This window comes from Streptomyces flavotricini (assembly GCF_020639365.1).
Lineage (GTDB): Bacteria > Actinomycetota > Actinomycetes > Streptomycetales > Streptomycetaceae > Streptomyces > Streptomyces flavotricini.
The window spans coordinates 3,518,661-3,543,543 of the sequence record NZ_JAINUL010000001.1; the positions used below are offsets into that span (position 1 = coordinate 3,518,661).

Annotated in this window: 27 protein-coding genes and 1 pseudogene; 7 read left to right on the forward strand and 21 right to left on the reverse strand. The window is 72.6% G+C overall.

All coding sequences use genetic code 11. The features are described from left to right. Positions 1-283 precede the first annotated feature (283 nt). The 4 genes and pseudogenes from K7B10_RS15655 to sigE form a co-directional block, all read right to left on the reverse strand. The gene (locus K7B10_RS15655) at positions 284-730 is read right to left on the reverse strand and encodes a sec-independent translocase (protein ID WP_229336632.1); all 447 of its coding nucleotides are present in this window, start codon (positions 728-730) and stop codon (positions 284-286) included. Positions 731-836: 106 nt separating this feature from the next. After that, positions 837-2,192 carry a S1C family serine protease gene (locus K7B10_RS15660; RefSeq protein WP_308284585.1) on the reverse strand — a complete coding sequence of 452 codons (1,356 nt, stop codon included), beginning with the start codon at positions 2,190-2,192 and terminating at the stop codon, positions 837-839. Positions 2,193-2,495: 303 nt separating this feature from the next. Then, positions 2,496-2,960: pseudogene (locus K7B10_RS15665) on the reverse strand (anti-sigma factor family protein); the annotation flags it as partial. After that, positions 2,957-3,733, reverse strand: a complete 777-nt coding sequence (gene sigE / locus K7B10_RS15670; protein WP_229336633.1) for an RNA polymerase sigma factor SigE — start codon at positions 3,731-3,733, stop codon at positions 2,957-2,959. The pseudogene K7B10_RS15665 and the gene sigE, both read right to left, overlap by 4 nt. 216 nt (positions 3,734-3,949) lie before the next feature. On the opposite strand from sigE, the gene K7B10_RS15675 reads away from it, so the two are divergent. Continuing rightward, on the forward strand, positions 3,950-4,612 hold the full coding sequence (locus tag K7B10_RS15675) for an O-methyltransferase (RefSeq protein ID WP_030153432.1): 663 nt from the start codon (positions 3,950-3,952) through the stop codon (positions 4,610-4,612). A 305-nt stretch (positions 4,613-4,917) separates the two neighbouring features. Here K7B10_RS15675 and K7B10_RS15680 read toward each other — a convergent pair whose 3' ends face one another. After that, on the reverse strand, positions 4,918-5,085 hold the full coding sequence (locus tag K7B10_RS15680) for a DUF3117 domain-containing protein (RefSeq protein ID WP_003966491.1): 168 nt from the start codon (positions 5,083-5,085) through the stop codon (positions 4,918-4,920). A 333-nt stretch (positions 5,086-5,418) separates the two neighbouring features. Between K7B10_RS15680 and chcB the strand changes: the two genes are divergently transcribed. Continuing rightward, a complete protein-coding gene (chcB, locus tag K7B10_RS15685) occupies positions 5,419-6,222 on the forward strand; it encodes a 2-cyclohexenylcarbonyl CoA isomerase (protein ID WP_229336634.1) in 804 nt (267 codons plus the stop codon). A 39-nt stretch (positions 6,223-6,261) separates the two neighbouring features. Here the strand turns inward: chcB and K7B10_RS15690 are convergent, their stop codons facing one another. Continuing rightward, a complete protein-coding gene (locus tag K7B10_RS15690; RefSeq protein WP_308284586.1) occupies positions 6,262-6,837 on the reverse strand; it encodes a DNA-3-methyladenine glycosylase I in 576 nt (191 codons plus the stop codon). Further along, entirely contained in the window at positions 6,834-7,187 is a 354-nt protein-coding gene (locus K7B10_RS15695; RefSeq protein WP_372481418.1) for a DivIVA domain-containing protein, read from the reverse strand. Before K7B10_RS15695 ends, K7B10_RS15690 begins: the two co-directional genes overlap by 4 nt. Positions 7,188-7,274: 87 nt before the next feature. Between K7B10_RS15695 and folP the strand changes: the two genes are divergently transcribed. Continuing rightward, a complete protein-coding gene (folP, locus tag K7B10_RS15700) occupies positions 7,275-8,135 on the forward strand; it encodes a dihydropteroate synthase (RefSeq protein ID WP_229336635.1) in 861 nt (286 codons plus the stop codon). An 85-nt stretch (positions 8,136-8,220) separates the two neighbouring features. On the opposite strand, the gene K7B10_RS15705 is transcribed toward folP, so the two are convergent. Continuing rightward, positions 8,221-8,979: an LOG family protein gene (locus K7B10_RS15705; RefSeq protein WP_229336636.1), complete on the reverse strand. Its 759-nt coding sequence runs from the start codon at positions 8,977-8,979 to the stop codon at positions 8,221-8,223. Between the two features lie 64 nt (positions 8,980-9,043). Beyond that, positions 9,044-10,123, reverse strand: coding sequence for a succinyl-diaminopimelate desuccinylase (dapE, locus tag K7B10_RS15710; RefSeq protein ID WP_229336637.1), 1,080 nt, complete (start codon positions 10,121-10,123; stop codon positions 9,044-9,046). A gap of 86 nt (positions 10,124-10,209) precedes the next feature. Here dapE and K7B10_RS15715 point away from each other — a divergent pair, with 86 nt between their 5' ends. Continuing rightward, a complete protein-coding gene (locus K7B10_RS15715; RefSeq protein WP_229336638.1) occupies positions 10,210-11,175 on the forward strand; it encodes a hypothetical protein in 966 nt (321 codons plus the stop codon). Between the two features lie 236 nt (positions 11,176-11,411). Beyond that, the gene (locus K7B10_RS15720; RefSeq protein WP_229336639.1) at positions 11,412-11,864 is read left to right on the forward strand and encodes an ATP-binding protein; all 453 of its coding nucleotides are present in this window, start codon (positions 11,412-11,414) and stop codon (positions 11,862-11,864) included. Positions 11,865-11,943: 79 nt separating this feature from the next. Here the strand turns inward: K7B10_RS15720 and dapC are convergent, their stop codons facing one another. Together dapC and fdxA are read right to left on the reverse strand one after the other, a co-directional pair. Next, positions 11,944-13,041, reverse strand: coding sequence for a succinyldiaminopimelate transaminase (gene dapC / locus K7B10_RS15725; RefSeq protein ID WP_229336640.1), 1,098 nt, complete (start codon positions 13,039-13,041; stop codon positions 11,944-11,946). Positions 13,042-13,184: 143 nt separating this feature from the next. After that, positions 13,185-13,514: a ferredoxin gene (fdxA, locus tag K7B10_RS15730; RefSeq protein WP_030868357.1), complete on the reverse strand. Its 330-nt coding sequence runs from the start codon at positions 13,512-13,514 to the stop codon at positions 13,185-13,187. Positions 13,515-13,631: 117 nt separating this feature from the next. Between fdxA and K7B10_RS15735 the strand changes: the two genes are divergently transcribed. Continuing rightward, positions 13,632-14,648, forward strand: a complete 1,017-nt coding sequence (locus K7B10_RS15735; protein ID WP_229336641.1) for a GNAT family N-acetyltransferase — start codon at positions 13,632-13,634, stop codon at positions 14,646-14,648. Beyond that, entirely contained in the window at positions 14,645-15,436 is a 792-nt protein-coding gene (locus tag K7B10_RS15740) for a transglutaminase-like domain-containing protein (protein WP_229336642.1), read from the forward strand. The genes K7B10_RS15735 and K7B10_RS15740 overlap by 4 nt, the downstream gene beginning before the upstream one ends. A 40-nt stretch (positions 15,437-15,476) precedes the next feature. Here K7B10_RS15740 and K7B10_RS15745 read toward each other — a convergent pair whose 3' ends face one another. The 10 genes from K7B10_RS15745 to K7B10_RS15790 form a co-directional block, all read right to left on the reverse strand. Further along, a complete protein-coding gene (locus K7B10_RS15745; protein ID WP_030868363.1) occupies positions 15,477-16,094 on the reverse strand; it encodes a response regulator transcription factor in 618 nt (205 codons plus the stop codon). Continuing rightward, a complete protein-coding gene (locus K7B10_RS15750; protein WP_229345099.1) occupies positions 16,091-17,239 on the reverse strand; it encodes a sensor histidine kinase in 1,149 nt (382 codons plus the stop codon). Before K7B10_RS15750 ends, K7B10_RS15745 begins: the two co-directional genes overlap by 4 nt. Before the next feature lie 80 nt (positions 17,240-17,319). After that, positions 17,320-18,075, reverse strand: coding sequence for an ABC transporter permease (locus K7B10_RS15755; protein WP_229336643.1), 756 nt, complete (start codon positions 18,073-18,075; stop codon positions 17,320-17,322). Positions 18,076-18,077: 2 nt separating this feature from the next. Then, positions 18,078-19,037: an ABC transporter ATP-binding protein gene (locus K7B10_RS15760; RefSeq protein ID WP_229336644.1), complete on the reverse strand. Its 960-nt coding sequence runs from the start codon at positions 19,035-19,037 to the stop codon at positions 18,078-18,080. A gap of 165 nt (positions 19,038-19,202) precedes the next feature. Further along, positions 19,203-20,858, reverse strand: a complete 1,656-nt coding sequence (locus K7B10_RS15765; protein ID WP_229336645.1) for a peptidoglycan binding domain-containing protein — start codon at positions 20,856-20,858, stop codon at positions 19,203-19,205. 205 nt (positions 20,859-21,063) lie between these two features. Further along, positions 21,064-21,447, reverse strand: coding sequence for a DUF6113 family protein (locus K7B10_RS15770; RefSeq protein ID WP_229336646.1), 384 nt, complete (start codon positions 21,445-21,447; stop codon positions 21,064-21,066). Then, positions 21,444-22,340, reverse strand: a complete 897-nt coding sequence (gene mshB, locus K7B10_RS15775) for an N-acetyl-1-D-myo-inositol-2-amino-2-deoxy-alpha-D-glucopyranoside deacetylase (protein WP_229336647.1) — start codon at positions 22,338-22,340, stop codon at positions 21,444-21,446. Before mshB ends, K7B10_RS15770 begins: the two co-directional genes overlap by 4 nt. Before the next feature lie 32 nt (positions 22,341-22,372). Continuing rightward, positions 22,373-22,567: a hypothetical protein gene (locus K7B10_RS15780; protein WP_030153401.1), complete on the reverse strand. Its 195-nt coding sequence runs from the start codon at positions 22,565-22,567 to the stop codon at positions 22,373-22,375. Positions 22,568-22,878: 311 nt separating this feature from the next. Then, entirely contained in the window at positions 22,879-23,910 is a 1,032-nt protein-coding gene (locus K7B10_RS15785; RefSeq protein WP_229336648.1) for an ABC transporter ATP-binding protein, read from the reverse strand. Continuing rightward, positions 23,903-24,877: an ABC transporter ATP-binding protein gene (locus K7B10_RS15790; protein WP_229336649.1), complete on the reverse strand. Its 975-nt coding sequence runs from the start codon at positions 24,875-24,877 to the stop codon at positions 23,903-23,905. The genes K7B10_RS15785 and K7B10_RS15790 overlap by 8 nt, the downstream gene beginning before the upstream one ends. Positions 24,878-24,883: the final 6 nt, after the last annotated feature.

Below are 24,883 nucleotides of genomic sequence, written 5' to 3' on the forward strand. Positions count from 1 at the left end.
CGGCTGCGGGGGTGCGGCGGCGGTCTCGGCCGGCGCGGGCTGCGGCTGCGCGGCCGGCGCACCTTGCGCGGCAGCGGGAGCGGGCGCCTCGGCGGGCTGCACCCCTACCCGGCTACTGCTCGTCGTCTCCATCGATGCGGCCTCTCGTTCCGTGGGGTCCGGAACGCGCCCTCCCCCACGTGTCGTCGGGGGGACCCCCACCCTGGGGCGTCCTGGGTCCGGACTCATGGAGGATAGCCACAGGACCCCGAATCGCCCGGGAAGGCTCGAACGAGGGGGTGTCTCAGGTGGCGTCGGCGTCGTACGGGGTGCGCTGGTCGGCGGCCGGGGCGGCGGGCTTCTTCAGCGGGTCCGGGCCGGTGGCGGCGGGCGCGGCGGAGCCGCCGGAGGCGGCCGGGGCGGCGTCCGCCCCGCGGCTGTTCACGGCGTCGGTGACGTCGTTCAGCTCCTTGCGGAGATCGAAGGTGCTCCGGATCTCCTTCAGGTCCTCGTTCTCGCCCAGCTGCTTGCGCAGGAACGTCTTCGGGTTCAGGTCCTCGAACTCGAAGTCCTTGAACTCGGGGCCGAGTTCGGACCGGATGTCCTGCTTCGCGCTGTCGGAGAACGCGCGGATCTTCCGGATGACCCCGGTGACGTCCTGGATCACCTTGGGCAGCTTGTCCGGGCCGAAGATGAGGATGGCGAGCACCACGATCGTGACCAGCTCGAGTGCGCCTATGTCGTTGAACACCTTGCCGCTCCTCGGCTCTCTTCACTTCGGGCCACGACACACGGTACCCGGCGTTGTCCGCGGGCCCGTACATCGGTGCCGCATCAGCCCGGGATTCTCCATCTGGTCATGATCCGTTCGCCGAACCCAGTACCAGTTCCAGGGTGAGCTCCCGGCCGTCGCGCAGCACGGTCAGGGTGAGCGGATCGCCGGGGCGGTGGGCGCGGATCTTGATGACGAGCTCGTCGCCGCCGTGCACGCGCACCCCGTCCACCTTGGTGATCACGTCGCCGCCCTTGATCCCGGCCCGGGCGCCGGGGCCGTCGGGGGTGACGGCGGGCTTGCCGCCCTCGCCCTTGGTGCCCACGCGGGCCCCGTCGCCGGTGTACTCCATGTCGAGGGTGACGCCGATGACGGGGTGGGTGGCGCGGCCGGTGCGGATCAGCTCCTCGGCGACGCGCTTGCCCTGGTTGACGGGGATGGCGAAGCCGAGTCCGATGCTGCCGCTCTGCTTGGCGCGCTCGGCGCCGTCCCCGCCGGCGTCGGCTCCCCTGATCGCGCTGTTGATGCCGATCACGCGGGCCTTGGCGTCGAGGAGCGGGCCGCCGGAGTTGCCGGGGTTGATGGGCGCGTCGGTCTGGAGGGCGTCGACGTAGCTGATGTCGCTGCCGTCGCCCTTGTCCCCGCCCGCGGTGATGGGGCGGCCGGTGGCGCTGATGATGCCGGCGGTGACGGTGTTGGAGAGGTCGAAGGGCGCGCCGATGGCCACGACGGGGTCGCCGACCTTCACGTTCTCGGAGTTCCCGAGGGAGAGCGGGTGCAGGCCCCGTACGCCGTCGACCTTGACCACGGCCAGGTCGTAGCCGCTGTCGCGGCCGACCAGCCCGGCGGTGACGCTCTCGCCGCTGCTGAAGGTGACCGTTATGTCCTTGGCGTCGGAGACCACGTGGTTGTTCGTGAGGATGTGGCCCTGGCCGTCGAGGACGAACCCGGTTCCGGTGCCGCTGCCGGTGCTGCCGCGTACGTGGAGGGTGACGACTCCGGGCAGCGCGGTGGCGGCGATCCCGGCCACGCTCTCGGGGGCGCGGCCCTTGTTCTCGACGGCGGCCTGGGGCAGTTCCAGGCGCGTGCTGCTCTGCCGCTCGGCGAGCACGCCGAGCCACCCGCCGATGCCACCGGCGAGGAGGGCGATGCCGAGGCCGAGTGCGAGGGCGTGCCGTATCCGTACCACCGGGCCGCCGCCGGTCGCCTTGCCCTGGTCGGCCACCTGCAGCGGCTGCTCGCCCCAGGGGTCGTACCGCGTCGCCGGCGCGGCTTCGGGGCTCTTCGGCGCGTCCCCGGCCGCCGGATCGGCATCCGGCCCGGGGACGGACTCGGCCGCCGGGCCGGAGCCCGCCTCCGGAGCCGCCCCGGGTGCCGCTTGCGGGGCGGCGGGGCGGCTCCACCACTTCGGGGCCGTGTCGGACTGCTGTTGGTCGGCCATGGGCGCTCCCCTGGGGGTCCCCCCGGCGGAGCCAGGGGGAGGGTACCTGTGGCACCGCCGGGCGGCGCATCTGCCGCCGATTCAACCAGGTGCTCCGTCGACCGGGGGCTCCGCCCCCGGTCCGCCGCGGACTCAGCGGGTCAGCGAGACCGGGCGCGGAGAGATCGACGGATGCACCGGGGGAAGGGGAGCCGTCGGCCTGGGGCCGGCCACGAAGCCGGGGCCGGGGCCCGGGCCGGGAGAGCGGTCGCGGACCACCGCGTCCGTCACCGACACGGCCGGGCCCGGACGGGATGCCGGGGGCTCTCCCCGTACGGTCTGGTCCATGGAGTCGATCGGGAGCGAACCGCCCAGTGCGATGGCGGCCAGCGAGACCGCTCCGGCCGCCACGAACGCGAAGCGGCGGCGCGGCCGCCCCACCTCGTGGATGCGGAAGCCCTGCTGCGGCGCGGCCGGAGCCACGTACCCGAAGAGATCCGCGCCGGGCGGGGCCAGCGGACCGGAGGGCGGGCCGGACGGCCCGTCGGGACCGCCGCCGGGCAGCCCCTGCAACCGGGCCAGCAGCCCGGGCGACAGCGGCGGCGGCGCGCTCTCGACGAACATGCTCTTCACGCGGCGCTGTGCGTCGGCCTCGGCCTTGCACCTGGCACACGTGGCCAGATGAGCCAGGACCCGCTCGCGCGCGTCATGGCTCAGTTCCCCGTCGACCAGGGCGGCCAGCCGGTCACCCAGGTGCTGTTCGGCAGGAGAGGGACTGACTCCGCTCACTCGGTTCCGCCCTCTCCCCCGGCGCCCGGTGCGCCCACCGCCACTCCCGCCAGCGCCCGCTCCGCCCGGGCCTCGGGGGACCGGTGCTTGAGCGCCTTGCGCAGGTGCGAGCGGCCGCGGTGGATTCGGCTGCGCACGGTGCCGAGCTTCACGCCCAGCGTCGCGGCGATCTCCTCGTACGACAGGCCTTCGATGTCGCACAGCACCACGGCGGCGCGGAACTCGGGCGCGAGGGTGTCCAGCGCCTGCTGCACGTCGGCGTCGAAGTGGGTGTCGTGCAGGACCTGCTGCGGGGACGGCTCGCGGCTCGGCAGCCGCTCGGCGGCGTCGTCGGCGAGCGCGTCGAAGCGGATCCGCTGCTTGCGGCGGACCATGTCGAGGAACAGGTTGGTGGTGATCCGGTGCAGCCAGCCCTCGAACGTGCCCGGCGTGTACGTGGACAGCGAGCGGAAGACGCGGACGAAGACCTCCTGCGTCAGGTCTTCGGCGTCGTGCTGGTTGCCCGTCAGACGGTAGGCAAGGCGGTAGACCCGCGCACTGTGCGTGCTGACGATCTCCTCCCATGAAGGAGGGGTCCACGCCTGGGTGCCCGCATCGGCGGCAAAGGTCGCGGTGGTTGCGGTGGCAGCGGTGTGGAAGCGGTCAGCAATGTCGGTCACGGATTTCGGCTCACCCGCCGACCAGAAGAGGCGTCTGAATACGCCTCCACGATCCACAGGCGCAGCCGCACCTCCCCTATCGGCTCTGGTGGTGTCCAGTGGAGTCCCTACCATAGCCACCCCTCCCGTCAGCTCCGGATAAGCGTTTTTGCAGTAACTTTGCACGTGCCTGAGGCCGGCGGGGCCGTCGATCTGCCCGCTGCCGCCCCATCTATCCCGGCCGCTGCCCGCCCATACGCCCCTTTTCACCTCGCTGGTTCAGTCCGCCGCTGTTTTCTCCAACGCCCGGTCCCATCTGCGGGTTCCCGACGTCAACGGATACAGTCACCGTTGCGCCAACTATGGGGACAGGAGAGGGTCATTACCGGCAACCGGCAGACGAGCTGGGCTTTCGCCGACGCGTTTGTCGCCGAGGACGACGCTCTGCGGTGGGCCCGCGACCGGGCCAGGGAAGCGGGCCTTCGCTCCGTCTCCCCCGGCACCGGGGCCGCGCTGCGCCTGCTCGCCGCCACCGCGGACGCCAAGGCGGTCGCCGAGATCGGCACCGGCACCGGCGTCTCCGGCATCCACCTCCTCCACGGCATGCGCCCCGACGGGGTGCTGACCACCGTCGACCCCGAGGCCGACCGGCAGGCCTTCGCCCGCCAGGCCTTCCGCGCCGCCGGCTTCGCGGGCAACCGTGCCCGGTTCATCCCCGGCCGCGCACTCGACGTGCTCCCCCGCCTCGCCGACGGCGGGTACGACCTCGTCTTCTGCGACGGGGACCCGTCCGAGTCCCTCGACTACCTCGCCGAATCGTTGCGCCTGCTGCGGCCCGGCGGGCTGGTCTGCTTCGAGGGGGTCTTCTCGGACGGCCGCACCGTCGACGGGGCGGCGCAGCAGACCGAGGTGCTGCGCGTACGGGAGCTGCTGCGCAGCGTCCGCGAGAGCCCGGCACTGGAGGCCGCCCTGCTCCCGGTGGGCGACGGCCTGCTCTGCGCGGTCCGGCGCTGACCGCCCGTACGCCGCGGCGGGACCCCGCCCGGGGGACCGGGCTCAGCCCAGCAGCAGGAAGATGAGGGCGGACGTACCGCCCAGCGCCGTGCCGGCCAGGAGTTGCGCCGGGGCGTGCGCCCGCAGGACCAGCCGGGACCGGGCGGCGGCGGCGGCGATCAAGGCCGCCGGGACCGTGTGGGCCGGCGCCAGCCCGTCGGATCGGTCCGGGGCGGGCTCCCCGGGACATGACACAACGCCGCCCCGACCGCGGGAAGCGGCCGGGGCGGCGCAGAGAATACGGGTACTGCGGTGCTGCCGACGGGTTAGCCGACGACCTTCTTCAGGGCGTCACCCAGGGCGTCCGCCTCGTCCGGGGTCAGCTCGACGACAAGCCGACCGCCGCCCTCGAGCGGTACGCGCATGACGATGCCCCGCCCCTCCTTGGTGACCTCGAGCGGGCCGTCGCCCGTCCGCGGCTTCATGGCCGCCATGCTCGTTCCCCTTCCTGAAACCAGCTCATCGTCAGCCGACGGCCCCATTCAGGCGCCTGGAACCCGGCATCGAACACATTGCTTCTTGGCCATTATCCCGCATGTCAGGACCCGATGACCAACATCGGCAGGGAACGCTTGCGCAACGCGCTCGGCCAAAACCACTCATTTCGGGGACGTGCCTGCGATACTTCGCCGCCGCACCCGGGGTCCGCCCTCGGCTTTCTTTGACGCACATCACATGCCCCGGAGCGGTCCGGTCCGCCATGCTGGCCCTTGCACCGGCCGGTACCGGCCGGTAGCCAAGCCCGCGACGAAGGGGGACCCCCTGCCATGGCCGACAGCGTGCTCTACGAAGTGACCGACGGACTCGCGAAGATCACGATCAACCGTCCCGACGCCATGAACGCGATGAACACCGAGGCCAAGGTCGCGCTGCGCGACGCGGTCCAGGCGGCGGCCGCCGATCCGGCCGTCCGCGCGGTGCTGCTGACGGCGGCCGGCGACCGGGCGTTCTGCGTCGGCCAGGACCTCAAGGAGCACATCGGGAACCTGGCGGCGGACCGCGAGACCGGTTCCTCCCTGACGATGAACACGGTCGCGGAGCACTACAACCCGATCGTGCGCGCCCTGACCGAGATGCCCAAGCCGGTGGTGGCGGGCGTCAACGGCGTGGCGGCCGGGGCGGGCTTCGGCTTCGCGCTGGCGGCGGATTTCCGGGTCGTCGCCGACACGGCCTCCTTCAACACCTCCTTCGCGGGGGTGGCGCTGACCGCCGACTCGGGCGTCTCCTGGACCCTCCCCCGCCTGATCGGCGCCTCCCGCGCCGCCGATCTGCTGCTCTTCCCCCGCTCGGTGAAGGCGCAGGAGGCGTACGAGCTCGGCATCGTGAACCGTCTGGTCCCCTCGGACTCCCTGCACGCGGAGGCCGAGGCGGTGGCCCGCACCCTGGCGGCCGGCCCGACGGTGGCCTACGCGGCCCTGAAGGAGTCCCTGGCCCACGGAGCGTCGCACTCGCTGTCCGAGGCACTGGACCACGAGGACACCCTGCAGGCCCGCGCGGGTGCCTCCGAGGACCACTCGATCGCCGTCCAGGCCTTCCTCGCGAAGCAGCCGCCGAAGTACCTGGGCCGCTGAGTCCGCCACCTCCGCCGCCTGCCCCGGCCCTCCCCCGCCTCAGGCGGGGTCGCGGGCGGCGCAGGCGGCCAGGTGGTCGTTGACCAGCCCGCAGGCCTGCATCAGCGCGTAGGCGGTGGTGGGCCCGACGAACCGGATCCCGGCCTTCTTCAACGCCTTGGACAGGGCCGTGGACTCGGGCGTCACCGCCGGCACCTCGGAGATCACCGCCGGTGCCGGGCGGCCCGGCTCCGGCACGTGCGACCAGATCAGCGCGTCCAGTTCGCCCGGCTCCCACTGCGCCAGGACCTTCGCGTTGGCGAGCGTGGCCTCGATCTTGGCCCGGTTGCGGATGATCCCCTCGTCGGCGAGCAGCCGCTGCGCGTCGGCCGGCCCGAATTCCGCGACCTCGGCGATCACGAACCCCGAGAAGGCCGCACGGAAGCCCTCCCGGCGGCGCAGGATCGTCAGCCAGGACAGCCCCGACTGGAAGGCCTCCAGGCACAGCCGCTCGTACAGGGCGTCGTCCCCGTGCACCGCGCGGCCCCACTCCGTGTCGTGGTACGCGATGTAGTCCTCGGTGGCCAGCGCCCAGGGGCAGCGCAGCCCGCCGTCCGGACCCGCGACCGCCGTCACCGGTCCTCCTCCCGGGCGTCCTTGTGCAGGTCGACGGGGGCCGGCGCCGCCTGTGCGCGGCCCTGCGCGGCGGCGGCCGTCAGCTCCGCGATCCGCGCGTCCCGCTCGGCGAGCTCCGCCGCGAGCCGCTCCAGTACGTCGTCCACCTCGGCCATCCGGTAACCGCGCGGCGCGACGGGCAGGCGCAGGGCGTCGACGTCGGCCCGTACGACCGGGCGGCTCTCCGGCAGCGCGTCGGCCACCCGGTCCGGCTCCGCCTCCGGCAGTACGGCCTCGGAGCCACCGCCCACCACGGCCAGGGTGACCGCCGCGACGACCACGACCAGCGCGATCAGCAAGAACCAGAACACGAGCAACTCCCTGAGAGACATCGGCCACCGGGCACCAGGTTAAGGTCGCAACGAGGCGCGAGGGCCGCCGGAGGAGGAAAGAACGGGATGCTGCGACTGGGCAGGCGCGAGTTCGACACCCACGAGCCGGTGATCATGGCCATCGTGAACCGGACTCCGGACTCCTTCTACGACCAGGGCGCGACGTTCCGCGACGAGCCCGCGCTGGACCGGGTCGAGCAGGCGGTCGCCGAGGGCGCCGCGATCATCGACATCGGCGGGGTCAAGGCGGGCCCGGGCGAGCACGTGGACGCGGTCGAGGAGGCCCGCCGCACGGTCGGCTTCGTGGCCGAGGTGCGGCGCCGCCACCCGGACGTGGTGATCAGCGTCGACACCTGGCGGCACGAGGTCGGCGAGGCCGTCTGCGAAGCCGGGGCCGACGTCCTGAACGACGCCTGGGGCGGGGTGGACCCGAAGCTGGCCGAGGTGGCGGCCCGGCACGGCGCCGGGCTGGTCTGCACCCACGCGGGCGGGGTCGAACCTCGCACCCGGCCGCACCGGATCACGTACGAGGACGTGGTGGAGGACATCCTGCGGGTCACGGTGGGGCTGGCCGAACGCGCCGTGGCACTCGGCGTCCGCCGGGACGCGATCATGATCGACCCGGGCCACGACTTCGGGAAGAACACCCGCCACTCGCTGGAGGCCACGCGCCGGCTGGGCGAGATGACGGACACCGGCTGGCCGGTGCTGGTCTCCCTGTCCAACAAGGACTTCGTCGGCGAGACCCTCGACAAGCCGGTCAAGGAGCGCCTGCTGGGCACCCTGGCCACGACGGCCGTCTCGGCCTGGCTCGGCGCCCAGGTCTACCGGGTGCACGAGGTCGCGGAGACGAAGCAGGTCCTGGACATGGTCCGTACGATCCAGGGCCACCGGCCGCCCGCGGTGGCCCGCCGCGGACTGGCCTGAGCCGCACGGCCCGACGGCCACCGGCCACCGGCGGTGGCCCCCGGCGGTGGCCCGCCGGGGGCTCGCGTGACGGCGGCGGCCGCGGCTACTTGCCGACTTCCTTGGTCACCAGCGCGATCGCCTCGTCCACGTCGTCCGTGACGTGGAAGAGGTAGAGGTCGCGCTCCGAGGCCTTGCCCTGCGCGATCACCGTGTTCTTCAGCCAGTCGACCAGGCCCGACCAGTACTCCGACCCGAACAGCACGATCGGGAACCGGGTGATCTTCTGGGTCTGGACCAGGGTCAGGGCCTCGAACAGCTCGTCCAGCGTGCCGAGTCCGCCCGGCAGGACCACGAAGCCCTGGCTGTACTTCACGAACATCGTCTTGCGGACGAAGAAGTACCGGAAGTTCAGCCCGAGGTCCACGTGCTGGTTGAGCCCCTGCTCGAAGGGCAGCTCGATGCCCAGGCCCACCGAGATCCCGTTGGCCTCCCGGGCGCCCTTGTTGGCCGCCTCCATCGCGCCCGGGCCGCCGCCCGTGATCACCGCGAAGCCCGCCTCCACGAGCGCGCTGCCGATCCGTACGCCGGCCTCGTACTCCGGCGAGCCGGCGGGCGTACGGGCCGAGCCGAACACGCTGATCGCCGGCGGCAGCTCCGCCAGCGTGCCGAAGCCCTCGATGAACTCCGACTGGATGCGCAGGACCCGCCAGGGATCGGTGTGCACCCACTCGGAAGGCCCGGCGGAATCCAGCAGCCGCTGGTCCGTCGTACTGCCGGCCTGCACCTGGCTCCGCCTGCGCAGCACCGGCCCGAGCTGCTGCTCTTCGGGCCGACGACGAGCGGACCCTTCGGAGTTGCCCATGATGTGCTCCCTCCTGCTGATCGTTGGATCAGACTAGGCGCACAAAGGTGACGAGAAGCGGAATTCAGGAGGTCAGCCAGGCGCGGAGTCGTTCTTCGCAGTGGAGGATGGCCTTCGTCTCCACGCGCTCGTCGACCTTGTGGGCCAGCAGGGCGTCGCCCGGGCCGTAGTTGACCGCCGGGACGCCGAGGGCGCTGAAGCGGGAGACGTCCGTCCAGCCGAACTTCGGCATGGCGCGGCCGCCGACCGCCTCCATGAACGCCGCGGCGGCGGGGTGGGAGAGGCCCGGGAGGGCGCCGCCCGAGAAGTCGTCGATGACGAACTCGTCGACGCCGCAGTCCGCGAAGACCTCCCGCACGTGGGCGATCGCCTCGTCCATGCTGCGGTCCGGGGCGAAGCGGAAGTTGACCGTCACCGTGCACGCGTCGGGGATGACGTTGTTGGCGACGCCGCCCTCGACGCGGACCGCGTTCAGGCCCTCGTGGTACTCCAGGCCGTCGATCACCGGCTTGCGGGGCTCGTACGCCGCGAGTTTGGCGAGAATCGGGGCCGCCGCGTGGATGGCGTTGGACCCCATCCAGCTGCGCGCGGAGTGGGCGCGCTCGCCGGCCGTGCGGAGCAGGACGCGCAGGGTGCCCTGGCAGCCGCCCTCGACCTCGGCGTTCGACGGCTCCAGCAGGACCGCGAAGTCGCCGGTCAGCCAGTCGGGGTGGGCCTCGGCGACCTTGCCCAGACCGTTGAGGTCCGCGGCGACCTCCTCCTGGTCGTAGAAGACGAAGGTGAGGTCGCGGTTGGGCTCGGGCACGGTCGCGGCGATGCGCAGCTGCACGGCGACGCCGGATTTCATGTCGGTCGTTCCGCAGCCCCACAGGACGTCGTTCTCGTCCAGGCGGGACGGGACGTTGTCGGCGATCGGCACGGTGTCGAGGTGGCCGGCGAGGACGACGCGCTCGGCCCGGCCGAGGTGCGTACGGGCCACGACGTTGTTGCCGTACCGGTCGACCGTGAGGTGCGGCAGGGCCCGCAGCGCGTGCTCCACCAGGTCGGCGAGGACCTTTTCGTCGCCGCTCACGGACGGGATGTCGACGAGCCGGGCGGTCAGCTCGGCGGCGTCCAGGGTGAGGTCCAGCTCGGATTCGGACATGTCCCCGACCCTAACGCCCAGGACTGCGGCGAAGCTCTCACGTCCGGCCGGTGGACGCGTCGCGTGGCTCAAGTACGGTGGGCGCCGTGACCCGGAACGATCCCCCCCGTCCTCGTCGCCGCCGCCGGCCGCTGCTCACGTGTGCCGGTGTGTTGGTGCTGCTCGCGCTGATCGGCTATTTCGCCGTGCAGTACAACACGACGAACGGCGGTGGCGGCGCGCCGCACTGCACGGCGAGCGTGCCGACGGGTTCGACCGGCGTCGACATGACCCCGGAACAGGCGGGCAACGCCGCGACGATAGCCGCGGTCGGCGTGGCCAAGGGCCTGCCGGACCGGGCCCTGACCATCGCGCTGGCGACCTCGATGCAGGAGTCGGGGCTGCGCAACCTCCCCCACGGCGACCGGGATTCGCTGGGTCTGTTCCAGCAGCGGACCTCGATGGGCTGGGGCACCGAGGAGCAGATCATGGACCCGGTGTACTCGGCCGGGAAGTTCTACGACCACCTCGTCCAGGTCAAGGGGTACGCCGATCTCCCGCTGACGGAGGCCGCGCAGGAGGTGCAGCGCAGCGGCTACCCCGAGGCGTACGCGAAGCACGAGGCGGAAGCGGTCGTGATCGCGGCGGCGTTCGCCGGGGACGGCGAGCTGACCTGCGGCGGACCCGCGCCGACCGCGCCGGGCGACCCGGAGAAGGTGCGTACCGAGCTCACCCGGATCTTCGCCAAGACCAAGATGCACAACGCTCCGGCGGAGCCGCGCCGTACGCAGGACGCGGCCGGGAAGGTCAAGGAGGCCGAGGTGACCTTCGTCGAGAAGAAGGACGGCGGGGCCTCCGCGGCGCGCGGCAGCAAGGTGATGGCGGGCTGGGCGGTGGCCAACTCGCGCGGGATGGGAGTCGTCCGGGTCTCGTACGGCCGGGCGAGCTGGGTGGCCGGCCAGGCGCGGGGCGAGTGGCAGGAGCTGGGCCCCGCCGGCCCGCAGGGCAAGGCCGGGGCGGTCGACCCCCACCGCGCGGAGGCCGGCTCGGTACGGATCTTCGTGGCCCAGTGAGGCACCCCCGGCCGTGGGTCCGCCTGTACGAGGCGTCCCCCGTGCGGGGGTGACCGGGCAGCGGCCCGATCCGCCTCCCGGAGGACGGAACCCCTGGTCGGCGCGCGTCCGACGCACTTGCCGCGCAGGCCGATTAAACGATGCGTTACCGATCCTTTACCCGGAGCCTCCGCAACTCCACCCGCCCCCCGAGCGGTTGTACACGGCGTACTCAGCCGCTACCGCTTAGGAGCATCATGTCCCTCCCCCTGACCCGCCGGATCGCCCGTACCGCGCTGCTGCTCGCAGCCGGGGCAGCTCCCGTGGTCGGTGCGGCCGGCGCGGCCAGCGCCGCGGGCCTGGAGTCCGTGCCGCAGCTGGGCGCGCTCACCAGCCCTGACGCCGCCGCTCCCGCGGGCGACGTGGTCGGCACCGGTGAGGCCGCTGCCGCCGGCGCGGCGGACACCGCCGCCCAGTCCGTACCCGGCGCCCCCGCCCAGGTCACCGACGCCGCGACCGGCCTGCTCGGCGGGCTGCCGGCGGCCAAGGGCCTGCCGACCGACGCGCTGTCCAAGGGCGTCCTGCCGACCGACACCCTGCCCACCAGCTCGCTGCCGACCGGTGCTCTGCCGACCGACGCCGTCCCGACCGGCAGCCTGACCAGCGCGCTCCCCACCCAGGCGCTGGGCGGCCTCCCGCTGGGCGGCTGACCCGCCGCACGCAGGAACACCGAGGGGCCGGGAGCACGAACTCCCGGCCCCTCGGGCCGTTCACCGGGTCCGCGGCGGATCAGGCGGCCAGGCGCTTGACCGCCGCTTCGACCCGCTCGTCCGTGGCCGTGAAGGCGACGCGGACGAACCGCGCACCCGCCTCACCGTAGAAATCGCCCGGCGCGACCAGGACGCCCAGCTCCGCGAGGTGGGCGACCGTGTCCCAGCAGGGCTCGTCCCGGGTCACCCACAGGTACAGGCTGGCCTCGCTGTGCTCGACCCGGAAGCCGTGCGCCTCCAGCGCCGCCCGCAGCGCCTCGCGCCGCGCCGCGTAGCGCCCGCGCTGCTCCGCGACGTGCGCGTCGTCGCCGAGCGCGGCGACCGTGGCCGCCTGCACCGGCGCCGGGGTCATCATGCCGCCGTGCTTGCGGATCTCCAGCAGCTCGCCGAGCACCTCGGCGTCACCGGCGATGAACGCGGCCCGGTAGCCCGCCAGGTTGGAGCGCTTCGAGAGGGAGTGGACGGCGACGATGCCCTCGTACGAGCCGCCGCAGACGTCGTCGTGCAGGACGGAGACGGGCTCGGCCTCCCAGCCCAGCTCCAGGTAGCACTCGTCGCTGAAGAGCAGGATCCCGTGCTCGCGCGCCCAGGCCACGATCCGGATCAGGTCTTCCTTCGGGATGACCTTCCCGGTGGGGTTGGACGGGGAGTTGAGCCACAGCAGCTTCACGCCGGCCGGGTCGAGATCGGTCGGGTCGTCGTAGACGACGGCCTCCGCGCCGCACAGCCGCGCGCCGACCTCGTACGTGGGGTACGCGAGCCGCGGGTACGCGACCTTGTCCCCGGCGCCCAGGCCCAGCTGGGTCGGCAGCCAGGCCACCAGCTCCTTGGAGCCGACGACCGGCAGGACGTTGCGGTGCCCGGCGGCGCTCGCGCCGAGGCGGCCCCGCAGCCAGCCGGTGATCGCGTCGCGCAGCGCGACGGTGCCCCACACCGTGGGGTAGCCCGGGGAGTCGGCGGCCGCGACGAGCGCGTCCCGGACCAGCTGCGGGACCGGGTCCACGGGCGTGCCGACGGACAGGTCGACGATGCCGTCCGGGTGGGCCGCCGCCGTCTTCTTGTACGGCTCCAGCTTGTCCCAGGGGAAGGCGGGAAGACGTGCGGATACTGCGGCCACGGTGTTCTCTGCTCTCTACTGGTGCTGGACGTACTGGCTGTACGGGCGTGCGGGACCGGCCGGCCGTACGGGCAAACGGCTCGGTCCCGCGCGGCACGGGGCCGTACGGGACCGAGGGGCGGTTCTGGCGGTACCGACCGTCGTCAGTGACTCGGGTTGATGTCCGCCGGAAGCGCCGCGATGAAGGGGTGGTCGCGCTCGATCAGGCCCAGCTTGGAGGCACCACCGGGCGAACCGAGCTCGTCGAAGAACTCGACGTTCGCCTTGTAGTAGTCCTTCCACTCTTCCGGAGTGTCGTCCTCGTAGAAGATGGCCTCGACCGGGCAGACCGGCTCACACGCACCACAGTCGACGCACTCGTCGGGGTGGATGTACAAGGACCGCTGGCCCTCGTAGATGCAGTCGACGGGGCACTCTTCGATGCATGCCTTGTCCTTGACGTCGACACAAGGCTCCGCGATGACGTAGGTCACGCTCTCGTTCCTCCTCGGTAGGGCTTTCCATATCGCGCGGGAGCGCGGCGTCGTCGATGCCCACGCCTAGTATCTCCGTTCCCGGGCACGATCCGAACAGGAGGGGCGGACAGAGCTGTGGAAATCACTGCCGGTGGGCTGCTGGAGATCCGTATTACCCCGGCTGACGTGGGTAAACGAGTCTCTGTACGACGGGTGCGGAGCGGGGCGGACGAGGCGCCCTCGTTCACTGACACGGTAGGGGTTCTCACATCCTGGGACCAAGGTGTGCTGACGATCACACGAAAGAGCGGTGAGACCGTCCACATCTCGGAATCGTCGCTGGTGGCGGGCAAGATCGTCCCCCCGGCGCCGGCCCGGCGCCGGGGTCCCGCGGCCTCTTTCGAGGAGCTGGCGCGGGTCGGCGCGCGGGCCTGGCAGCCCCTGGAGAGCGAGCCGCTCGGCGAGTGGACGCTGCGGGCCGCCGGCGGCTTCACCCGGCGGGCCAACTCCGTGCTGCCGCTCGGCGACCCGGGGGCGCCGCTGGACGAAGCACTCGCGCGAGTGACGTCCTGGTACGCGGAACGTGAACTTCCGGCGTATGTGCAGACGGCGACGGGCGCGGCCGGCACGCAGGAGCTGCTGGGCGCGGAGCTGGAGCGCCGGGGCTGGGTGAACGAGGTGTCGGCGGAGGTCCGGATCGCGGCGCTGGCGCCGATCGCGGACGTGGACACCGGTGCCGGCGCCCGCGAGGTACGGCTGACCCGCGCCCCGGACGAGGAGTGGCTCGGGATGTACGGGCGGGTCAAGGACCCGGAGGTGGCCCGGCGGGTGCTGGTCGCGGGGCCGTCGGTGTGGTTCGCGACGCTGCCCGGGCGGGCGATAGGGCGGCTGGTGGTGGACGGCCGGTGGGCCGGCTTCGCGGCGGTCGAGGTGGATCCGGAGCACCGGCGCGCCGGCCTGGGCACGGCCGTGATGGCCGTACTGGCACGGCAGGCGCTGGAGGAAGGCGCGTCGGCGGCCTGGCTCCAGGTGGAGGCCGACAACACGGGAGCGCTGGCGCTGTACGACGGGCTGGGTTTCGCGCGGCACCACGCGTACCACCACTTCCGGTACCGGGCCGAGGCGGCCTCGGCCGCGGGGGACCCGCGATGAGCGCGGAGTCCCGGGCGCGGTTCGCGGAGGAGGCCCGCTCGGAGCGGCCGGACCTGGCGCTGCTGTGCCTGCTGCTGGCTGCGGAGGCCGATCCGGAGCTGGACGAACGGACCGTGGACCGGGCGCAGATCGAGCTGGACCGGCTGGCGGGGATGCTGCCGTACGGGCTGCGCGGCGGGAAGGCGTGGGCCTCGGCGGTGACGGAGCTGCTGGGAGGCCGGATGGGCTTCCACGGCACGCCCGCGGACTACGACCGGCTGTCGTCCTCGCTGCTGCACGAGGTGCTGCGCAGACGCCGGGGCCTGCCGATCCTCCTGTCCGTCGTCTGGCTGGAGGTCGCGCGGCGCGCGGGCGCGCCGGTGTACGGGCTGGGACTGCCGGGGCACTTCGTCGTGGGGTTCGGGGATCCGGACGAGGGGCTGGTGGTGGACCCCTTCGCCGGGGGCGCCTCGCTGGGCGCCGGGCCGGCGGAGCAGGCGGCGGAGCCGCGGACGCCGGCCCGGACTCTGGACATCGTGCTGCGGATCCTGAACAACATCAGGGCGTGGGCCTCGGCTCGGCCGGAGCACTCGGGGGTGGCCTTGTGGGCGCTGGAGCTGTCGCTGCTGCTGCCCTCGCATCCGGCGTCGTTGCGGTACGAGCGGGCGAAGCTGCTGGTGGAGCGCGGGGAGTTCGCTTTCGGCGCCGCCGAGATGGAGTCCTACGCGGAGGTGGTCGACGCGATCGATCCGCCCGCCGCGGCGCGGATCCGCAGCGAGGCCCTGTCCGCCAGGGCGCTGCTGAACTGACCCGGCCGGGGGCGGGCGCCGCCGCGCGGGGCCGGTCCGGTCACAGCCAGCCCTTTTCGCGGGCCACGCGTATGGCTTCCGCGCGGTTGCGGGAGGCCAGCTTCTGGATGGCCGTCGAGAGGTAGTTGCGGATCGTTCCCTGGGAGAGGTGGAGCCGGGCCGCGAGTTCGGCGTTCGTGGCTCCGTCCTCGGCCGCGCGCAGGACCTCGCGTTCGCGGTCCGTCAGCGGGTTGGCGCCTTCCGCCAGGGCCGCCGCCGCCAGGGTGGGGTCGATGACGCGCTCGCCCGCCAGGACCTTGCGGACCGCCTCGGCCAGTTGCGCGGCCGGGGCGTCCTTGACGAGGAACGCCGAGGCTCCCGCCTCCATCGCGCCGCGCAGGTAGCCGGGGCGGCCGAAGGTGGTCAGGACCACGATCTTGAGGTCCGGGACCGCGGTCCGCAGGGCCGCCGCCGCCTCGATGCCCGTCATGCCCGGCATCTCGATGTCGAGCAGCGCGACGTTCACGTCGTGGGCCCGGGCCGCCGGCACCACCTCGTCGCCGCGGGCGACTTGGGCCAGCACCTCGATGTCCGGCTCCAGCCCGAGGAGGGCCGCGAGGGCTTCCCGGACCATGGACTGGTCCTCCGCCAGGAGGATCCGGATGGGGCGTGTGCTCATGATCCCGATCCTAGGGGGACGCGGGCCAGCAGGCGGAAGCCCCTCTTGCCGGTCGGACCTGCCGCCAGCGTGCCGCCGACCGCCTCCAGGCGTTCCGTCAGGCCCGTCAGGCCGTTGCCCGCCTCCGCGGAGCCGCCCCCGCCGTCGTCGGCCACCGAGAGCTCCACCACCGGTCCGGCCAGGGTCTGCGACCTCTCCAGCCGGACGGTGCAGCGCTGCGCCCCGCTGTGCCGGACCACGTTCGTCACCGCCTCGCGCAGCGACCAGGCCAGCGCCGACTCCACCTCTTCGGGGAGGTCCTCCACCGGCTCCACCGGGAGGTCCGCCGCCACGCCCGCCGCCGTCAGCGCGGTGCGGGCGCCCGCCAGTTCGCCCGGCAGGGTCGGCCGCCGGTAGCCGCTCACGGCTTCCCGTACGTCGACCAGTGCCTGCCGGCTGACCTGCTCGATGTCCGCCACCTGCTGGGCCGCCTGCTCGGGGTGGTCCGGCAGCATCCGCCCCGCCAGCTCGCTCTTGAGCGTGATCAGGGACAGCGAGTGGCCGAGGAGGTCGTGCAGGTCCCGGGCCATCCGCAGCCGTTCCTCGTTCGCCGCGAGCTGCGCCACCGTGGCCCGCGCCTCGCGCAGCTCCATCGTCGTGCGGATCATGGCGCGGATGCCGACCATCGCGAACCCGCCCATCAGGGCCGGGATCAGCAGTCCGGCCAGGTACTCGTCGCCGCCCGGCACCGCGAAGGCGGTCAGCGCGAGCAGCGCGGTGGCGCCGGGCACCGTGAACCGGGAGATCTCCCCCGGCAGCGCGGCGCCGGAGGCGATCGCCACGTACACGAAGAGGACGAGCCATTCGCGCCCCAGGCTCAGCGACAGGATCGTGGCCTGCGCGGAGAGGACCGCGACCGAGAGCAGCACGCGCCGCACCTCGGTCTGCCGCGCGGTGCGGAAGACCAGGATCAGGTACCAGGCGACGAAGGCCACGAGGCCCAGGCCGCCGAGCAGCCGGGCCCCGAGGCTGTGTCCGCCGCTGACCAGGTCGGTGACGGGGGCGCTGAGGTAGAACAGCCAGACGCTGATCCACAGCGACTTCACGATCTTCTGCCGCCGGTTCTCGGGGCGGAGGCCGACCCGGGGGCCGCCCTTCGTTCCCATCGGATCGGTCTCGGTCATCGGCTCCGTCGCGCCGGTCTTACCGGTCACTCCCGTCGCACCCATCACGCTCGTCACACCCGTCATGCCTTCAGCGAGTCCTTGCGGTACAGCCATGCGGCGGCACCGGTGAACAGTACGAAGTAGCCCGCCAGGATCGCCACGTCCTTCAGATGCGGCGCGCCCCCGAGCTCGATGGCCTGGCCGAGGCCCGCGTACGCCCGGGTCGGCAGCCACTCGCAGATGTTCTGGAGCCACTGCGGGAAGTTCGCGGTCGGCATCCACAGGCCGCCGAGGATCGACAGGCCGAAGTAGAACAGCATCGTGATCGGGCGGACGGTGTCCCCGCTCGCCAGGTAGCCGATCGCCACGCCGAGGGCGGCGAAGACCAGGCTGCCGGCCCAGATGGAACCGGTCAGGGCGAGCCATTGCCAGGCGTCGAACCGCACGCCCTTGACGATCGCGGCGACCGCGAACACGACCAGGATGGCGGGCAGCGAGAGGACGCCCGCGCTGGCGGTCTTGCCGAGGACGTAGCCGCGGCCGGGCAGGGCGGTCAGCCGCAGCTGGCGGACCCATCCCTTCTCGCGCTCCTTGGCGATGCGCTCGCTGTTGCCCATCAGGACGGCGGTCAGGGCGCCGAAGGAGGCCATGGCGACCATGTAGAAGGCCGGCATGGTCAGTTCCGTGCCCATGACCTTCGTGGTGCCGTCCAGGGTGCCGCCGAGCATCAGGAACAGCGCGGCCGGGTAGAGGACGGTGAAGAACAGGTACTTCTTGTTGCGCAGGGATCGGCTGATCTCGAGCTTGACGAGGTGGAGCGTTCCGGTGGTGGGCATCTTTACTTGGCCTCCTCGGCCTCGGTGAGGGCGATGAAGGCCTGCTCCAGGCCCAGCCCGGCGACTTCCAGGTTCCGGGGGTAGAGCCCCAGCGCGTACACGGCGTGGACGGTGGCGTCGGCGTCGCGCGACTGGAGCCTGACCGTGTCGCCGTGGCGCTCGTAGGACGTCAGGCACGGGAGGGCGCGCAGCGCCGTCTCGTCCACGGGGGCGTCCGGGGCCAGGTCGAAGGCGATCCGGCGGGCGCCGGCCTTGGCCTTGATCTCGGCGGCGGTGCCGTCGGCGAGCAGCCGGCCCTTGTTGAGGACGAGGACGCGGTCGGCGATCGCGTCGGCCTCTTCCAGGTAGTGGGTGGCGAACAGGACGGTGCGGCCCTGGGCGGCCTGGTCGCGCATGGTGGCCCAGAAGGCCTGGCGGGAAGTGACGTCCATGCCGGTGGTCGGCTCGTCCAGGACGATCAGGTCGTTCCGGCCGGCGGTGGCGAGGGCGAAGCGGACGCGCTGCTCCTGGCCGCCGGAGAGCTTGTTGACCATGCGGTCGGCGATCTCGGTGATCCCGGCGCGTCCGAGCACCTCCTCGACCGGGTAGCGGCGGGGGTGCAGGGCGCAGCCGAGGGCGACGACCTCCCGTACGGTCACGTCCTCCATCAGGCCGCCGCTCTGGAGCATCGCGCCGACCCGGCCGGCCGCGATGGCCTCGCGGGGGGTGGTGCCGAAGAGCTCGACGGTGCCGGAGTCCGCGGGGCGCAGGCCCAGCAGCAGGTCGAGGGTGGAGGACTTGCCGGCGCCGTTGGGACCGAGCAGGGCGACGGTCTCGCCGGGGTGGAGTTCCAGGGAGAGCCCGTCGACCGCGCGGACCGGGCCGTAGCTCTTGGTCACGTTCCGGAAGGCCACCACGGGGCCGGCGCCGGGGCCGGTGTCCTTCGCGGCGGTGGTGTGCGCCGAGGTCGTCGTCGTCGTCATGACCGAAGGTTCCCCCGTACGGAGGTGCACGCGGCAGTGCCCGCCGTCGTGACTGACGGATGACAGATGTCATGCGGCCGGCATGACGGGCCCTGCCGCCGGACCGGCGCCGGACACGGCGGAGCCCCCGTCCGAGGATCGGACGGGGGCTCCCGCGAACGGTCGTCAGCTGCCGTTGGTGTTGATCGTGACGGTCCGCTCGGCCGCGGTCTTCCCGCGCAGCGCCTGGCGCAGGGCGCCGACGACGTCCTGCGGGGTGACCGCGGTCTTCTCTCCCGTACCGCGCGTGATCAGGACGCCGTCGAAGGTGTTGCCGTACGTCGCCTTGAGCGCTTCCAGGTCGTACTTCTCGGTCAGGTGCCCGTCCACGACCTGCATGCTGAGGATCTTGGGGAGGGACTTGGCGCCGAAGGGGAGGGATTTGCCGCCCGCCTTGACGGTGGCCACGCCGGACATCGCGGGCTCGGCGAACTCCTTCATGGCCCGGTCCAGTTCGGCCTGGTCGACGACCGGGTTCTTGGTGGCGACCGGGAGTTCGACCGGGGCCGTCTTGCCGGTGGCGACCAGCTCGCGGAAGGCCTTCTTGACCAGTTCCGCGGAGGCGCCCGGGTCCAGGGAGCTGCCGGGCTTGCCGGGGACGGCGACGGCTTTGCCGGTGTCGAAGGTGATGGTGCCCTCGGTGGCGGTGCCGGCGGTGCCGGCCAGCTCCTGGAGCGCGACCTGGAGCTTCTCCTCGTCCACGGGCAGCACGGCCTCCGCGATGCGCTCGTTGCCGAGGAGGGAGCCGATGACCGTGACCGGGTTGTAGTCGCTGCCGGCCGCGTTGCGGACGGTGGTCTGGGAGTCCAGGCTCAGGCCGGCCTTCTCGGGCTTGAGCTCGACCTGCTTGCCGCCGACGGTGAGCGTGAGCGGGGTGGCGGCGCGGTTGGCGAAGGCCGTCTGGAGCTTGCCGACGGCCTCGTCGCGGGTACCCCCGATGTCGACGCCCATGACGGTGGTGCCCTTGGGGACGTCGGAGTGGTTCAGGAGCAGCCCGGCGCCGTAGGCCACGCCGAACAGGGCGATGATTCCGCTGCCTGCGAGGAGCAGCTTGGAGCGGCCCTTCTTGATCTTCGTCGGCTTCATGGAGGCCGGCTTCGGGCGCGCGGGCGCGGCCGCCGCCGGGGCGGGGACCGGCGTCGGGACCGGTGTCGGGACGACCGGGCCGGGGCCGCCCGGGCCGGGGACCGGCGGGAACGGGTCGTCCAGCTCGGGGCCGGGCCAGCGGGGGGCCTCGGCGCCCATGGGGGCGCCGCCCGGGACCGGGCCGCCGGGGACCGAGCCGAGCGCGGGGCCGCCGGTGCCCGCGGCCGGGGTGCGGGTCGGCAGCGCCGGGGCCGGAGCGGCGGCGGTCGCGGGCGCCGGAGCGGGCGACTTGCGCGGGGCGAACCAGTTGCTGGCCGGCTCCTCGGGCTCGGCGGCGGGCGCGGGCTCCGCCACGGCCGGCCCGGCGACGGCGACGGGCTCCGCCGCGGCCTCGGGCTCCGACTCGGAGGCGGCCGCCACCGGCGTGCGTACGACCACCGGCGGGATCGGCCGCGAACCCGGGATGTTGATCCGGATCCGGGTCGTCAGGGTGGTCTCGGTCTTCGGCCCGTCGGTGTCGGGCGTGGACGGGTTCGAGGTCACAGGGTTCTCCTCCGAGGCAGTCGCCGCGCCAGGCCCAGGCGGCACAGGCAAGGACGGGTTCCGGCCGGTTCCGTACGGCGGTGTACCCGAGGGGTAGGCGGCTCCACCGTGCCCCTGGGGCCCGGAGGACGAACTGTCGGTTTCACGACTCAAGGCAGGTTCTCCCGGTTGGCTCCGCCGCCCGCGTGCCGTGCGCGGGCAGCTCGGCGGCCCGACCACCATACTGGCCGGGGCCCGCACGCAACTGTCCTAGGGGAATCAGGGGTTCCCCTTCAACCCCCTCGCGACCCCTCCGAGCAGCCCGCGGACCCCCGCCCAACCCCCGTGAACGCACACCCCGACCGAGTTCAACGGCACGTCACTTGCCGGACTGCGCGGCCGAAACCGGCCCCTCGAACGGGGCTCGCAGCGTGGCACACATCACAGCCAGGATCGTCCCACCCAAAAGGTAGGCGTACATGCCGATTCCGGACGAACCGAGCAGGAAGTCCCCCTCGGGGCGCGGCACGCCGAGCACCACGTACGCGAGGAACCAGCCGAGCACCCCGGCGCCCACGCCGAGCCCGGACCCGACCGCGATCCGGCCGCCGAGGAACAGCCCGAAGAGCGCCAGCAGTCCCAGCAGCAGCCCGCCGGGGAACCACAGGTCCACGACGAGCCAGCCAGCCGCGCCGGTCAGCACGCCGACGGCCAACAGGCCGAGCAAGGTGGCGATCCGCCCGGGGGTCAGGGTGCCGGTCACGCCTCCACCCCCGCGAACAGGTCGTGCTCGCGCGTCCCCCGCGGAGCGCCGGAGCGGCCCGCGACCAGCTCGTAGTACTCGCGGGCGAACAGCGGCTGCGCGAGGTCGTTGGAGAGCGCGAAGAAGGGCCCGTCCACGGCGATCTGCGTGGCGTGGGCGCGCATCGCGGCCGTCTTGGCCGCCACGAACGCCTCCTCGGCCCCGATCTCGGCGGTGATCCGGTCGTCGGCGACGACGCCGGGCACGTCCTGCGGCGAAGCCAGCCCCGGGAAGGCCGTCTTGGTCCCCGCCGCCTTCAGCCGGGCGAAGCCCTCTTCGACCACCGAGCGCGGCACGCGGTTCCAGTAGATCTTGCCGATCCGCCACGGGTCGCCGAGGTCCCGGCGGTACGTGGGCTCCGCGGCCAGTTCCGCGCCGCGCATGGCGACCCGGTGGGCCTGGATGTGGTCGGGGTGCCCGTAGCCGCCGTCCGGGTCGTACGTGACGAGCACCTGCGGGCGCACCTCGCGGATGACCTCGACGAGGTGGGCGGCCGCCTCGTCGACGTCCGCGGACCAGAAGGACCCGGGCCGGCGGTTCTGCTCGGCGCCCATCATCCCGGAGTCCCGGAAGCGGCCCGGGCCGCCGAGGAACCGGTGGTCGGTGACGCCGAGTTCCGCCATGGCGGCGGCGAGCTCGCCGATGCGGTGGGGACCCAGGGCGTCGTCGCGGTCGGGCGCCAGGTGGGCGAGGTCCGGCGGGATGACCTCGCCCTCTTCGCCGAGGGTGCAGGTCACGAGCGTGACGTGGGCACCCTCGGCCGCGTACTTGGCCATGGTGACGCCGTTGTTGATCGACTCGTCGTCCGGGTGCGCGTGCACCAGGAGCAGCCGACGGGCGGGGAGACCGTTCATGGGGCCAAGCCTACGATCAAGCGGCGGGCGTCCTACAGCTTGAGGCCGCTGATCATGCTGGCCACGTTCGTGGTCAGCTGGCTGAGGGTCGGCGCGATGGTCGAACTCGCCAAGTAGAACCCGAGGAGCACACAGACAGCGGCGTGGCCCGCCTTCAGGCCCGACCGGCGGACCAGCAGGAAGACGACGATCGCCAGCAGCACCACGGCCGAGATCGAGAGTGCCACGGCGTTTCACCTCCACGTCGAGCGGACATCGGTACGCGTACTCGTACTCACTGCTCGGCGGAGTACATACCCACCGTGCGCTACGGATCATAACTATCCGTACCAGCGCATCGATCGAATTCCGGCAGCACGAGGGGCGCACGCCGCGCATGCGCAGGGTCACGGGGGAGGCCGGCCGGGGAGTCTGTACGCCTCCCCGGCCGGCTGTCGGCACCCGCACGGCCGCACGGAACCCAGGCTGCACGCCCCAGATCTCGGGACAGAAACGGTCAAGTTGCCTGCACGTAAATCGGGTTGGCGGAAAGGTGACCCTAACGGAGTGAATCCGCGCGGGGTGGCCGGATTTCGTCTGCGAAGTGACAGGCCGACGGGTGGGCCGCCGGGCCGGACGGAAAGGCCTCCGGAACGGCCAGCGGCGGGACCTCGTCCGTGCAGCGCTGCTGCGCCTTCCAGCAGCGGGTCCGGAAGGGACAGCCGGACGGCGGATTGGCCGGGGAGGGCACGTCGCCGGTCAGGATGATCCGCTCGCGGTGGGCCCGCGCCTGCGGGTCCGGGACGGGCACGGCCGACAGCAGGGCCTGGGTGTACGGGTGGGTGGGGTGGTCGTAGATCTGGGCGTCGGTGCCGATCTCCACCACCCGGCCCAGGTACATCACACCGACCCGGTCGGAGATGTGCCGCACGATCGAGAGGTCGTGCGCGATGAACACGTACGACAGGTCGAACTCGTTCTGGAGCCGCTCCAGGAGGTTGATCACCTGGGCCTGGACGGAGACGTCGAGCGCGGAGACCGGTTCGTCCGCCACGATGACCTCCGGCCGCAGGGCGAGGCCGCGGGCGATGCCGATGCGCTGGCGCTGACCGCCGGAGAACTGGTGCGGGTACCGGTTGATGTACTCGGGGTTGAGCCCGACCACGTCGAGGAGTTCCTGGACCCTGCGGCGCCGGTCGCCCTTCGGGGCCACCTCGGGGTGGATGTCGTACGGCTCCCCGATGATGTCGCCGACCGTCATGCGCGGGTTCAGCGAGGTGTACGGGTCCTGGAACACCATCTGGATGTTGCGGCGGACGGCCTTGAGGGCCCGGCCGGACAGCTTGGTGATGTCCTCGCCCTTGTACGAGATCGCACCGGCCGTCGGGCGTTCCAGGTTGACCAGCATCTTGGCGACGGTGGACTTGCCGCAGCCGGACTCGCCGACGATGCCGAGGGTTTCGCCGCGGGCGAGGCCGAAGGAGACCCCGTCGACGGCCTTGACCGCGCCGACCTGCTTCTTGAAGAGGATTCCCTGGGTCAGCGGATAGTGCTTGACGAGGTCCTCGACCTCCAGGATGGTCTCAGCCACCGAGGCACTCCTTCCAGAAGAAGCACGCGCTCGCGCGGTCTTGGCCCACCTGCGCGAGCGGCGGAACGTCGGTGCGGCAGACCGCCCGGGCCATCGGGCAGCGCGGGTTGAAGGCGCAGCCGGACGGGATGGCCAGCAGGTTCGGCGGCAGGCCCTTGATCGCGTACAGCTCCTGGCCCTTCTGGTCCAGGCGCGGGATGGAGTCGAGCAGGCCGCGGGTGTACGGGTGCGCGGGCGCGGCGTAGATCTCGTGGACGGGGGCCGCCTCGACGATCCGTCCCGCGTACATGACGGCGATCTTGTCGGCGACGTCGGCGACCACGCCGAGGTCGTGGGTGATGAGGATGAGCCCCATGTTGAGCTCGCGCTGGAGCTCGGCGAGCAGGTCCATGACCTGGGCCTGGACGGTGACGTCGAGGGCCGTCGTCGGCTCGTCCGCGATGATCAGGGAGGGTTCCAGGGCCAGCGCCATCGCGATCATGATGCGCTGGCGCATGCCGCCCGAGAACTGGTGCGGGTAGTCCCCCACCCGCTCCCGCGCCGCCGGGATCTTCACCCGGTCCATGAGCTCGACGGCCTTGGCCTTGGCGTCCTTGCGCGACATGCCGCGGTGGACCTCGTACATCTCGCCGAGCTGGGCGCCCACGCTGAGCACCGGGTTCAGGGAGGAGAGGGCGTCCTGGAAGATCATCGCCATGTCGGCGCCGCGGATCCTGCGCCGCTCCTCCTCCTTCATCTTCAGCAGGTCCTTGCCCTTGAAGAGGATCTCGCCGCCCGCGATCCGGCCGGGCGGGACGTCGAGGATGCCCATCACGGCCTGGGCGGTCACGGACTTGCCCGAGCCGGACTCGCCGAGCACGGCGAGCGTCTCGCCCTCGTCCACCGAGTAGTTGACGCCGTTGACGGCCTTGGCGACTCCGTCCCGCGTACGGAACTCCACATGGAGGTCGCGGACTTCGAGCAGCATGTGCCC